The organism is Nitrospira marina (genome assembly GCF_059568365.1).
In genome coordinates, this window is the sequence record NZ_JCANTH010000001.1 from 820,307 (window position 1) to 833,656 (window position 13,350).

Sequence of the window (13,350 nt, forward strand, 5' to 3'; positions counted from 1 at the left end):
AAGGTGTATCGAAATTCTTCTCGTCATAGACATCATTCAAAAATTCAATTCTGTCAGGGTTCGAGCTTAACAACCCTTCTCGAATTTGCTGTAGGTAAAAAATGGCAATCTCAGACTTTCTGGTCATTGGTGGCGGAATCATTGGCATTAATATAGCCCGACAACTGAAACGGCAGTTTTCCGATGCGACTGTGACGATTATTGAAAAGGAAAACCACTGTGGCGCTCACGCCAGCGGTCGGAATAGTGGGGTGTTGCATGCTGGTTTCTATTATTCGCCTGAAAGCCTGAAAGCCAAATTTACACGTCTTGGAAATAAACGGCTGACGGAATATTGTGAATCTAAGCAGATACCGATGAATAGGTGTGGAAAGCTCGTTGTTGCCAAAGATTGTAGCGAACACCCAGCTCTTGACGAACTTCTCAGGCGAGGAAAAGTAAACGACATTGATCTGCAAGCCATTACTGAGGAGGAAGCCAAAGCTATTGAGCCCCGTGTGAAAACCTGCCAGCGAGCCCTATTCTCTCCAACAACATCAACGGTGGACCCGACTAAAGTTTTGCAATCAATGACTAGCGATGCCATTCATGAAGGGGTAGAAGTTCGTTGCGGGGTTCAGTATCTCAAGAAAACCCGTGAGGGAATTTTTACGTCAGCCGGTGACTTCAAGGTCGGGTATCTCATTAATGCGGCCGGTCTGTATGCAGACAAAATTGCAAAGAATTTTGGGTTTTCTGAGAATTATCAAATTCTGCCATTTAAAGGACTCTACCTCTACTCGAATGAGCCACAAGGAGCCATCCGAACAAACATTTATCCAGTCCCAGATTTGCGGAATCCGTTTCTCGGAGTCCATGTCACTGTCACCTCGGAGGGCAAAGCTAAGATTGGACCAACGGCGATTCCTGCTTTTTGGCGGGAACAATATTCCGGATTTGAGAACTTTAGCGTTCAAGAGTGTATGGATCTCACATTAAGGCAAATGCATCTGATAGGATTTTCTAATTTTGACTTTAAAAAACTGGCTTTTCAAGAGTTGAGGAAATACTCCCGCAGCCATCTGGTCACTTTGGTTTCTGCTTTGATCGATGGGGTGCGGCCAGAGCAGTATACCTCCTGGGGAAGACCAGGTATAAGAGCACAACTGGTTAATATGAAGGAGAAGAGCCTCCAAATGGATTTTGTCCTTGAAGGCGATAACAAATCCATGCATATCCTAAATGCGGTCTCTCCTGGATTTACATGCTCTATCCCTTTTTCAGAATATGTTTGTGAAAGGATTCAATCGTCCTTGAAAACTGCCTGAGGGCAACTATATATAATTGATGCAGAAAACCCATGCCGAAGGGAAAGGGAATGTGTGGGATTTGTTTGATTGCCTTATCTCTGATGGCAGCTAAAGATTGAGGTCGTCACATACCGGCATGCCTAGCTTTGGCTTTGTCTGTTGGCCTTTGTTCTATTGGCGCATATGTGTTTTCTCAAACTGGGATATTAAAATTGAGAAGCAAAAATGTAAAGGGACAGAATTATGAAAGTTGTTATTCTAGCTGGTGGATTGGGAACCCGATTTTCTGAGGAAACGACTTTAAGACCAAAGCCCATGATAGAAATCGGAGGGAAACCGATTCTTTGGCATATCATGAAAGTCTATGCGGCATATAATGTCACTGAGTTCATCGTGGCATTAGGGTATAAACCCGAGGTCATCAAGGAGTATTTCTTGAACTTCTATGCTATCAATAATGATCTCACGATTGATTTAGCGAATGGAAAAACTACGATTCATGACGGAAAACAACCAAACTGGAAAATCCATCTTGTTGATACCGGAATGCATACGCAAACCGGAGGAAGGCTCAAGCGCCTTAAAAAGTGGTTGGGTGATGATGAAACATTTTTGTTCACCTATGGCGATGGTGTGGCGGACATCAATATTGAATCTTTAATTAAATTTCATCATTCCCATGGAAAATTGGCAACCGTAACCACCGTACGTTCACCTGCCCGGTTTGGGCGTATCGGGTTTGAAGGAGACAGGATTTGTAACTTTTACGAAAAACCTGAATCAGGGGAAGGGTGGATAAACGGAGGTTTTTTTGTGCTTAATGGTAAGGCAATTGATTACATCCGTGATGATGAAACATCCTGGGAGAAAGCGCCGTTGGAAGCTCTGACCAAAGATGGGCAAATGATGGGATACCGACATTATGGGTTTTGGTCGTGTATGGATACATTGAAAGAAAAAAACTATTTGGAAGAACTCTGGGATACACAAAATGCACCATGGAAAATATGGGCCGATTAGATGGGAGGTCTGCTGCTGCTCAGGACTATGAGATTTTGACGATTGTAGAATACTTTTTTACCCTTCCTTTCAAGGTCCTTCAACGATGATTTTCGTTGGGAGGCTGGGGCAGGCTGTATTTTTGAACCACATTAGGGAGGTCTCGTGAAGATATTAATTACAGGTAACTTGGGCTATGTCGGCCCGGCGGTTATTCAGCGTTTGAGGGAGCGTTTTTCGGGTGCAACGCTGACTGGCTTGGATATGGGATTTTTTGCACATTGTCTCACTGCCCCACAGATGGTTAGTAGGGCACAGGTCGATATTCAGTACTTCGCCGATGTTCGCAATCCTCCTGATGAAGTGCTTCAAGACGTTGATGCGATTGTCTATTTGGCGGCGATTTCGAATGATCCCATGGGAGCCTTATTTGAAGATGTGACAGCAAATGTGAACCACCATGCGGCCTATGCCCTCGCTGTGAAAGCCAAAGGTCGTGGTGTGAAGTCGTTTATTTTTGCATCGTCTTGCAGCGTCTATGGTTTTGCCGAAGGTGCCAGGGATGAAGATTCGCCCTTAAATCCGCTCACGGCTTACGCCAAATCAAAGTTAGGTGCGGAGAAAGATCTTAGCCGATTAGCTGATGAGGGGTTTGTTGTAACATGTCTTCGGTTTGCAACCGCATGTGGAATGAGTGAGCGGCTTCGGCTGGATTTGGTGCTAAATGACTTTGTTGCGAGTGCCTTGGTCAATGGTGAAATTATCATCTTGAGTGATGGAACTCCCTGGCGGCCGCTTATTCATATTAAGGATATGGCGAAAGCTATTGAATGGGGCATTCGAAGAAAGACCCAGGATGGCGGTGAGGCTCTTTCTATCAATGTCGGGAGCAATAAATGGAATTACCAGGTCAGACAGTTGGCCGACGCGGTGGCTCAGGTGATTCCGGGAACTTCCATTTCTATTAATGAAGGGGCTCAGCCTGATCGAAGATCCTATCAAGTGAGCTTTGATCGATTTATGAAGTTGGCGCCAGAATTTCAGCCTTCCATTGATTTGCAAACAGCAATAGTCGAATTGAAAGATGGCATGAAAGCGATTAACTTTCATGATAAAGATTTTCGGAATTCACAATTAATTCGATTGAATCTCCTCAAGCAGCTGAAGACAGCGCAGTTGATTACGGAAAATCTTGATTGGGTTACTGGAAAGGCAGATCCCATTCTGGCCTAAAAAGTTTCCTCCCTCTTAATGAGAAGAATGAACAGTCGTTTGATCAATCTATCCTGTGACGTCTAAAAGGAATTTTCCTTCAGGCGACCGTACTGGATTTGACTATTCGTTTAAATGAAAGAGGTCTTGCTGTGAAGAAAAGCGTATGCCGGTTTTGCGACACTCCATTGGAAGTGACCTTTTTGGATCTTGGGATGTCACCACTCGCCAATAGCAATTTAACCGATTCCCAACTGAATGCTGTAGAGATGTTTCTTCCTTTGCATGTCTATGTTTGTAAAACCTGTCTGTTGGTCCAACTTGAGGAATGTTCCAGTCCGGATGCGATCTTTTCAGATTATGACTATTTTTCTAGCTTTTCCGATTCCTGGCTTAGACATGCCCAAAAATATTCAGAGCAAGTGATTAAAAGATTTGATTTGAATGCAAGCAGCCAGGTGATTGAAATAGCCAGTAATGACGGGTACCTTTTGAAGAATTTTTATAGCCAGGGGATTCCAGTTTTGGGGATCGAACCTGCCCGAAATGTGGCAGAAGTTGCGAGAGAGAAGAGTATTGCTACCATTGTCGAGTTTTTTGGAGAAAAACTGGCTTATGATCTTACAAGCAAAGGGATGCAAGCCGATTTGCTCATTGGAAATAATGTGTTAGCGCATGTTCCAGCTTTGAATGATTTCGTGCGAGGTCTGAAAGTGTTGTTGAAGCCCACTGGGGTCATCACCTTGGAATTTCCTCATCTGATGCGACTAATGGCTGACACCCAATTCGATACGATCTATCATGAACATTTTTCCTATTTTTCTTTTTTTACGGTTCAAAAGATTTTTGCCAGACATGGGTTGCAAGTCTTTGATGTGGAAGAATTATCTACTCATGGAGGGTCCCTTAGAATTTACTGTTGTCATGAAGAAGATTTAACTAAATCCATTCAACCCCATGTCGGGGAGCTTCAGTATCGTGAAGAACAAGAGGGTTTTGCCCAGTTAGAGCATTATTTGTCGTTTTCGGGTCGTGTGATTTATGTCAAACGACAACTTCTGTTATTTCTAATTTCCACAAAGGAAGCAGGGAAAACCATAGCTGGGTATGGGGCTCCCGCAAAAGGAAATACCCTGTTGAATTATTGTGGGATACGAACGGACTTTCTTGATTTTACTGTTGATCGGAGTCCTCACAAGCAGGGTAAATTTCTGCCGGGAACACACATTCCCATCCTCTCTCCCGATGCCATAAAATTACATAAGCCGGATTATCTTCTTATTTTACCTTGGAATATTAAAGATGAAGTCATGGAGCAAATGGCGCACATCCGGGAATGGGGAGGCAAATTTGTGGTCCCTATACCCCAATTAGAGGTTCTTTCATGAATTTTATCGAAACGTCACTGAAGGGAGCCTTCCTGATTGATCCAGAAAAGATTGAAGACCCGAGAGGATTCTTCGCGCGAACTTGGTGCCAGCGGGATTTTGAGCGACATGGTATCTCCTTTCAACCCGTCCAATGTAATATGTCTCACAATAAATATAAAGGGATCCTTCGAGGAATGCATTATCAATCTGCCCCTCATCAGGAAGCTAAGCTTGTCTGGTGTATCAATGGTGCGATTCATGATGTGATCATTGACCTGCGTCCATTGTCTCCAACGTTCATGCAACATCTATCCGTCGTTCTCAGTGGAGAAAACCGTCGAATATTGTTCATTCCAGAGGGATTTGCTAATGGATTTCAGACTTTACAAAACGAGTCTGACGTTTTTTACCAGATGTCTGAGTTTTACACTCCTGAATTTGCCAAAGGTGTGAGGTGGAATGATCCTGCTTTTGGAATTCAATGGCCGACGGATGAACGTCTCATATCCGATCGAGATCAAAGTTTCCCGGACTTTACCCTCCAAAATGTTTGAAACCCGAAGAATTGCAAGGGCATATGACTGACAAAACTGCAATCCAGATAGGGAAGGAGATGCATCGGCTCATTGCCGATCTGTATCCCATTTGTCGGAGTATTACCGGCGATGGTGTTCGAGAAACGCTTCATTTCATCGGAAAGCATATTCCTGTTGAGAGCCATGAAGTTCCAAGCGGGACCAAGGTGTTTGATTGGATTGTACCTAAAGAGTGGAATATCCAAGATGCCTATATAAAGAACGCCAGGGGAGAGCGGGTTGTCGATTTTCAAAAATCAAACTTGCATGTTGTCAGCTATAGCCAGCCGGTTCACGCCACAATGACTCTCGAGGAGTTAACGCCTCATTTGCATTCTTTGCCTGGTGACCCTGAAAGGATTCCCTACCGTACGTCCTATTACAAGGAAAGTTGGGGATTCTGTCTGAGTCACCAACAATTGAAGGGACTGACAGAAAAGGAATATGAGGTGTGCATCGATTCAACAATAACAGAGGGGCATTTAACTTACGGCGAATATTATATAAAAGGAGAATTAGAACAAGAAATCTTAATTTCCTGTCATATTTGTCATCCATCTTTATGCAATGACAACCTCTCAGGAATTGCTCTTGCGACGTTTCTTGCCAAAGCTTTATCTTCGACATCATTGCGGTATTCTTATCGTTTTCTTTTTATCCCTGGAACGATTGGGTCTATCACTTGGCTCGCACTGCATCAAGAGCACATATCCAAAATCAAGGCAGGCATAGTTGTAACCGGAGTGGGGGATTCTGGGCCGGTGACCTACAAGAAAAGTCGACAAGGAAATGCTGAGATTGACCGGGCGTTCAATCATATTCTCAAAACGTCTGGGCAGGCGCATACAATTATCGATTTTTTCCCCTATGGGTATGATGAAAGGCAATACTGTTCTCCTGGTTTTAATTTGCCTGTTGGCTGTTTCATGAGAACGCCTCATGGAGAATATTCTGAATATCACACGTCTGGGGACAATCTAACGTTTGTCCAACCGGAATATCTTAACGCATCATTGACATGTTGTTTAGAGGTCTTGACCCTTCTTGAACGAAACAGAACCTATCTCAGTCAAAACCTTCAATGTGAACCGCAACTAGGGAAAAGGGGACTGTATCGGGCAATTGGAGGTGAGTCCGAAGGAGCCAAACGAGAAATGGCAATGTTGTGGATGCTTAATTTATCAGATGGTCATTACTCCGTTTTAGAAATCGCGGAACGGTCAAAGATGCCTTTTCGGATTATCTCTGAGGCAGCAGGAATTCTCGCTGATCATGGGTTGTTGAAAGAAATTGTTGACTAATTCATTTTGGAAATGACGAGCCTATGATGGATTCTTTGATGGGAGTTGCTGCAAAGCCTTTCCAGAGAGAGGTCGTTGGGTTGATGCCAGCTGGCGGAAAAGCCGAAAGAATTGCCCCGTTGCCTTGCAGTAAAGAGTTGTTCCCACTTGGGTTTCAACTCATGAAGGGAATTTCTCAGCCTCGACCAAAGGCTGTTGGGCATTATTTATTGGAAAAGTTTCAATTAGCAGGAATTGCAAAAACGTTTATTATTCTTCGGAAGGGCAAATGGGATATTCCTGCTTATTTTGGTCATGGGGAATTTGTAAACATGCATCTCGGGTATTTGATCATGGGAGAGGCCTTGGGACCGCCATTTACCTTAGACCAAGCTTATCCATTTGTTCATGATAAGTTGGTCGCATTTGGATTTCCAGATATTATGATCAGCTCGGAAAATGTGTTTAGTCCATTACTCAAGCAGCAAGAACGCACGCAAGCCGATGTGGTCCTGGCCGTTTTCCCGGCACATAAGCCCCAGCTTATGGATATGGTGGAGATGGATGAAAACGGGAAAATTCATGCAATGTTTTTGAAGCCGGATAGAACTGACTTGGAGCTCTGTTGGTTAGGCGGAGTGTGGACGCCGGCGTTTACTCAGTTTATGCATGATTACCTACAGGACTTTCGAAGAAAAAATGATTCCAAAACTGCAAAAGGCGACAAACTAGAAGGAGAGGATCTGACAGTCGGAGCCGTGATACAAGCGGCAATCAATAAGGGGTTGCAGACGTATGGCGTTGTGTTCCCGGATGGGAAATATATTGATATTGGTACGGCAGATAACCTGATGAAATCTGTAGAAAAGTTTGGGTGCCAGCTGCTCTAACTTTTCTCGTATTCCTTATCTCTGAATGGAAATTATCCTCTCTTCCTCATCCTATTGTCTTGAATGGTACATTCAAAGAACTAAATGGAATTTTTCATTATCTCACCTCCTGCAGATTTACTTTATCTAATCCCATAGATTCCTTTAGGCAGCCGAATCATGATGGCCAGTACATTTTCAGGATTAAAGACAAAGGATTGTGTGTTGGGCACTTGAAGGGAGTTTTTCTGGAATAATGCTGAGTGATTGCTTTCTCGTGGCCGTTGAGTATTCCTTCCGAACTAAACGACTTCACTTCGGTGATCGACTTTTTAAGAATCTCTCATAATCCTAGTGCACAAAGGCCAAAGGGGCGCTCTCCACAATGCCGACTATAAATTCCTTGTCAGATGTCAAAGTCTTGATCACTGGTGCAAGCGGGTTTTTGGGGACCCATTTGTTTCAGCGATTATGCCCGATTAGTGGGGAAGTCCATGCGACTTCCCGTACTCAACGCCCAAATCTCAAGGGTGGACCTCTTTGGTGGCAAACGAATTTGGAGGATCTCGGAGCGGTACGCCGTCTGCTCAATAACATCAAACCCAATATTATTTTCCATATGTCGGGGTTGGCTTCCGCTATTCAATCTGTGGAATTGGTCTTGCCGACATTCCACAGTCTGCTCACAAGCACCGTAAATCTGCTCACGGTTGCGACCGAAACTGGTTGTCAGCGTGTCGTATTGGCCGGGTCCCTGAATGAGCCACAATCCAAGGATTCCGAGATAATTCCGAGTTCGCCGTATGCGGCGGCTAAATGGGCGGGTAGTGCCTATGGACGTATGTTCCATGCACTCTATGGGACTCCTTTAGTGATTGTCCGAACATTTATGACCTATGGCCCAGGACAAGATTCCCGGAAGCTCATTCCCTCTGTTGTGCTCTCTCTCCTGAAAGAGGAATCTCCAAAGCTTTCTAGTGGGCAATGGAACGCTGACTGGATTTTTATTGATGATGTCATCGACGGATTTCTTGCTGCAGCCCAGATTCCACAAATTGAGGGAAACACTCTTGATTTAGGTATGGGAACGCTCGTGACTGTTCGTGAATTGGTGGAAAAATTGGTCAAGATTGTGGGGTGTAATGTAGAACCATTATTTGGGGTATTGCCCGATCGTGTCTTGGAACCAGCACGAAAAGCGCAGATAGGAACTACCTATGAAAAACTTGCCTGGAAGCCCAAGGTTTCCCTTGAATCCGGACTTCGCCAAACAGTGGAATGGTATAAAGCGGAACACCTTGGAATTACGAGTAGTAAAGCTACAGGCCAATAGACATCCGATATGGAACAATGAGTCGAGCATTCTTTTCTAACGGGTTTTGCATGTTTCAAATTCCAGAAATAGGTGAAGGCCAATGTTAGGAAGGAATGCAAGCAAGAGTATGGCTATTTTTCAGAAGTTCTATGGAAAAATTAATAAAATTTTTCTCATGACCCCTTCCCCCACAGAACAGGTCGTTTCTCTTATGCCAAAGGGAACTCTCCGGGGGAACGTACTTCTCTCCTATAGAATTGAACGATTTCTAATCGAACCGGGGCAACCAAATCCTTACTATCATTATAGCTGCCAATTGTCCGTTGTGATGGCAAGAATTTTTGTTGATCTCGGTTTTGCTGTTGATATTATTGCTAATACGAATCGGACATTTTTACCTGAAAAGGATTATACCTTTTTTATCGATACCCGGATGAATTTTGAAAGAATCGCATCTCTACTGAATAAGGAGTGTGTGAAAATATTGCATGCGACCACTGCTCATCCCTATTTTAATAATTATGCCGAAACAAAACGCTTAATGGCTATGCAAGAACGAAGGCAGGTGACCTTGCGTTCCAGAAGATTCATGGACCCAAAGTACGCCATGGCCATTGAGTTTGCTGATTGTGTGGTCGTCCATTGTGCATTTGGTATGACAAATTTCAAATATGCGAATAAGCCAATGTATCTGGTTCCGAATGCGGTTCCCTATCGGTATCCCTGGTCTGAATCCAAGGATTTTGAAGCCTGTCGCTTCCGATTTTTGTGGTTGGGGAGTGAGGGAATGGTGCACAAAGGTCTTGATTTGGTCTTAGAAGCATTCGCAGGGATGCCAGAATATCATTTGACAGTTTGTGGACCGGTTGCGAGAGAAAAGGATTTTGAACAGGCCTATTTTCTCGAATTGTATCGCACCCCCAATATTCATACACACGGATGGATTGATGTTGAATCCACTGAATTTACGGAGTTGGCCAATCGCTGTCTCGGCCTAGTATATCCATCCTGTTCTGAAACGAATGCTGGCTCCGTATTAACGTGTTTGCATGCGGGCCTTATTCCTATTATCAGTTACGAATCTGGTGTGGATTTGGGAAAAGACGCAGGTATTGTGCTGGATGATTGTTCAGTTGAAGCTATCCAGAATGCTGTGCGGCAAATGGCAACCGCTTCAACCCAAGAACTCAAACAGAGGTCCCGTAATGCCTGGGAGTTTGCCAGAGCGAATCACACGATGGAAAATTTCCAAAATCAATACAGGAAAATAGTAGAAAAAATCATGACAGATTATCAAAAGTAATTAAGGGGTTTCGGTCTTAGTTAAATGGCTGGAAGCTTCTGGAGGGTGTGTTTCTGTCGCCGGGTGGAAGAGTCTTCGTTCATGATGGCCGGATTTATCGGTCATCCAGGATGCCGAACCACGTAATGGCATTCAGGTCTACGCCTTTGAAATAAAAAAATATCGAAAATCACCTATGAGGAAAAAACGTTTCAGAAATGCCTGTCGTCGCAGTGTCGGGAGAAGGATAGAATGCGTATGGCATGCACCAGGTTGATCGCATTCCCTAAGTGGGCAAGGAGTGGTAACGGTTGATGAAAGATGCGGATCTAACTCCATCCCTCTTAAGACACCTTCGGCAAAATAAAAGGTGGTTTGATAATTGTGTAACAAACAGGAGCTTGGTGGTTAATTTAGAAAGTACAGCTTTTAGGCAGTAAATAAAGGAGCGTGGTTTTGTGGTGGTTCCCAAACTTTGAGCGAAGGTAATCTATATAGGCTGCACTTCGGATATTATCAAAATGAATTTTTCAGAATAAAATGAACAAGAGCAAGAATGGAAAAGATTATAAACCTGCAGGCGATATGAAAAATTTCCTTTAAGCGGGATTCCCTGCCTGTTGAAGAACAAGAGGCCCGAGGACTTGTCCGGAGGATTGAGTTGCAGTCGAATCGTATCAGAAAACCCTTTCGCCGAATTGTTTCTTGCCGATTTTGATGCTCTGAGGTGGAACTTATCGTCGTGTTGTTCCGGCAGACTTTTGGCCCGTACCGAGTCCAACCTCACCTGTTCGAATGAAGTGAGGAGATTGGGGAATGCCGCAAGGATACTTCAAGAATGACTCAAAGAAGAGGATTTTTATGGTACTCTGCGCAGGATGTGGTATGATCCGTTTCGCGAGAGTCCTAGGCCTACCCTTCCTTCGGCCAATTGACGTGAAGATGATAAGCGAAGCGCCGGAAACTATTGTCCATACCTGTCAGCCTGGATGATCCACGAACGGGCTGTAGGCGTAAATTGCAAATGTATTTACTGAAAAAGCTGCGAGAAAGGATTCCTCCCGAACACTGGAAACGACTCCGACGCCTCTCCCGCCCAGCAATGGACTTCTGGGAAAATCTGCGGGAAAGAATTCCCTCCGACCGTCGGAAAAAGTGGTCTCAACGCCTTCGCCGTCTTTCCCGCCCAGCATGGTTGGGCACACTTCGACGAACCAGGCCTTTGAGCAGTCATTTCGGCCTTGATCGGGGCACGCCGGTTGATCGCTATTACATCGAGCAATTTCTTGAGGAGCATCAACATGATATTCATGGGTATGTACTTGAGGTTAAAGACAGCCGTTACATTGATCGATATGGGACTGCTGTCGACCGGCGTGAAATACTTGACATTGATCCAGCAAATCCAAGAGCCTCGATCATTGCAGATCTTTCAGCAGCTGATTCAATTCCATCAAATACCTTTGATTGTTTTATCCTTACCCAGACGCTTATGTACATATATGATGTGCATTCGGCTGTTTCGCACGCCCACCGCATCCTACGTCCAGGCGGCGTGCTTCTTGTCACTGTGCCGGTAGTGAGCAGATACTGCACGCCAAAGGCTGATTACTGGCGATTCACGCTCCCTGGTTGTTCGGCGCTATTTGGTGAGGTATTTGGTCAAAATAATATAATGGTCCGGTCCCATGGAAATGTTCTGGCCGCCATAGCTTTTTTGACTGGAATGGCCTATGAAGAATTATCAAACCGGGAACTTGATGTAAGCGATGATTACATTCCACTGATCATCACGGTTCGGGCGGTTAAAAAATAGAGGTGGCGAATAATAATCAGATAAGAATTTGAAGCGAATGCTAAAGGTTCTCCTATACAGGGTCGGCTAATCAATCAATCCTGAAGAAGTTGCCGCTGATTGCTAATATTCCAAATTTTTAAAGCCTATTTCCCATGGAAAATCCATTTCACATCCTGAACTTTTCGCACTTAATAAAAAATATTTGACCCGCTAATGGTGAAGAAATGGATGCCGTTTTACCTATTGTATTGATTGCCATATTTATCATAGGCGTCATATATGGCATAGCCTTTCAGAAATATCATTTCTTCCCTTTTAACTTTCTTAAAAAAGCAAAGAAGTATTTATGTAAAAGTGAGCCCAAGGTGCCCTATGGTCCCTGGTCGATTGGAATTTATGTGGGGGGATCTCCATTCGAATTATATGAACCGGACCACATTTCTAATCCTGTGCTGACTGGAAAGGTCGTGACGGATATGGATGCCACATATCTTGCCGATCCCTTTATGGTCGTCGAGGACAGTCAGTTTTTTATGTTTTTCGAAGTGTGGAATCGAGCCACTGCTCAGGGAGATATTGCCTATGCCGAAAGCCAAGATGGGGAGAAATGGGAATACAAGAAAACTATTATTCACGAACCGTTCCACTTGTCGTATCCTTACGTCTTTCGATGGGAAGAACAGTATTATTTAATTCCCGAGAGCCACGAGGATCTCTCCATTAGATTGTACCGGGCCAGTTCATTTCCTGCTGAATGGCAATTCGTCAAACGTATTTTTCATGGAGAACATTATGTGGATCCCTCTATTTTCCGATATAACAATGCCTGGTGGTTGTTTTATTCAAACCCTTTAAATGACGCCTTAAACTTGTACTTTTCGGACGAGTTGACGGGGAATTGGAAGCCTCATCCGATGAATCCGGTCGTGAAATTAAACAAGCATATTTCCAGACCGGGTGGGAGGGTCTTGGTTTATGATGGACATCCATACAGATTTGCCCAAGATACAGAGCCACGATATGGGATTCAGGTATTTGCGTTTGAAATAGTAGAATTGTCTAAAACAGCCTATAAAGAAAAAATCGTGTCGGAAAAGGCTGTCGTCATGCCGTCAGGAGAAGGATGGAATGCGTATGGCATGCATCATGTCGACCCCCATTTTTCAAATGGGAAGTGGATTGCAGCGGTTGATGGAAAATGCTGGCCTAGTAGCAGGATGCCTGGTGCGTTTCCCGCTTAAAAGAAGTAAAAGGGAAGATATTTGGGCATCAGGAAGGACAACATGGGTAAGAGATCATTTTGCTTACTCGGTTGTTCTGTTTCATTGTATGGCGAAGAAAAAAGATTAAGGAGCGTTATT

Annotated in this window: 11 protein-coding genes; all 11 read left to right on the plus strand. The window is 44.1% G+C overall.

Annotated features, from left to right (window positions below; genetic code table 11):
• The first annotated feature begins 101 nt into the window (after positions 1 to 101).
• The 11 genes from lhgD (at position 102) to LX98_RS03530 (ending at position 13,230) form a co-directional block, all read left to right on the plus strand.
• The gene (gene lhgD / locus LX98_RS03480) at positions 102 to 1,307 is read left to right on the plus strand and encodes an L-2-hydroxyglutarate dehydrogenase (RefSeq protein WP_496427567.1); all 1,206 of its coding nucleotides are present in this window, start codon (positions 102 to 104) and stop codon (positions 1,305 to 1,307) included.
• 225 nt (positions 1,308 to 1,532) lie between these two features.
• Positions 1,533 to 2,309, plus strand: coding sequence for a glucose-1-phosphate cytidylyltransferase (rfbF, locus tag LX98_RS03485; protein ID WP_496427568.1), 777 nt, complete (start codon positions 1,533 to 1,535; stop codon positions 2,307 to 2,309).
• A gap of 144 nt (positions 2,310 to 2,453) precedes the next feature.
• Positions 2,454 to 3,521 (plus strand): NAD-dependent epimerase/dehydratase family protein, encoded by a 1,068-nt coding sequence (locus LX98_RS03490; RefSeq protein ID WP_496427569.1) that lies wholly within the window; start codon positions 2,454 to 2,456, stop codon positions 3,519 to 3,521.
• A gap of 131 nt (positions 3,522 to 3,652) precedes the next feature.
• The gene (locus tag LX98_RS03495; protein ID WP_496427570.1) at positions 3,653 to 4,888 is read left to right on the plus strand and encodes a methyltransferase domain-containing protein; all 1,236 of its coding nucleotides are present in this window, start codon (positions 3,653 to 3,655) and stop codon (positions 4,886 to 4,888) included.
• Positions 4,885 to 5,424, plus strand: coding sequence for a dTDP-4-dehydrorhamnose 3,5-epimerase (rfbC, locus tag LX98_RS03500; RefSeq protein WP_496427571.1), 540 nt, complete (start codon positions 4,885 to 4,887; stop codon positions 5,422 to 5,424). The genes LX98_RS03495 and rfbC overlap by 4 nt, the downstream gene beginning before the upstream one ends.
• Positions 5,425 to 5,447: 23 nt before the next feature.
• The gene (locus tag LX98_RS03505) at positions 5,448 to 6,746 is read left to right on the plus strand and encodes a DUF4910 domain-containing protein (protein ID WP_496427572.1); all 1,299 of its coding nucleotides are present in this window, start codon (positions 5,448 to 5,450) and stop codon (positions 6,744 to 6,746) included.
• Between the two features lie 23 nt (positions 6,747 to 6,769).
• Positions 6,770 to 7,615, plus strand: a complete 846-nt coding sequence (locus LX98_RS03510) for a sugar phosphate nucleotidyltransferase (protein WP_496427573.1) — start codon at positions 6,770 to 6,772, stop codon at positions 7,613 to 7,615.
• 364 nt (positions 7,616 to 7,979) lie between these two features.
• A complete protein-coding gene (locus tag LX98_RS03515; protein ID WP_496427574.1) occupies positions 7,980 to 8,927 on the plus strand; it encodes an NAD-dependent epimerase/dehydratase family protein in 948 nt (315 codons plus the stop codon).
• Between the two features lie 109 nt (positions 8,928 to 9,036).
• Entirely contained in the window at positions 9,037 to 10,212 is a 1,176-nt protein-coding gene (locus LX98_RS03520) for a glycosyltransferase family protein (protein WP_496427575.1), read from the plus strand.
• A gap of 1,201 nt (positions 10,213 to 11,413) precedes the next feature.
• Positions 11,414 to 12,007, plus strand: coding sequence for a methyltransferase domain-containing protein (locus tag LX98_RS03525; protein WP_496427576.1), 594 nt, complete (start codon positions 11,414 to 11,416; stop codon positions 12,005 to 12,007).
• A 347-nt stretch (positions 12,008 to 12,354) separates the two neighbouring features.
• Positions 12,355 to 13,230, plus strand: a complete 876-nt coding sequence (locus LX98_RS03530; RefSeq protein ID WP_496427577.1) for a glucosamine inositolphosphorylceramide transferase family protein — start codon at positions 12,355 to 12,357, stop codon at positions 13,228 to 13,230.
• The last annotated feature ends 120 nt before the right edge of the window (positions 13,231 to 13,350 follow it).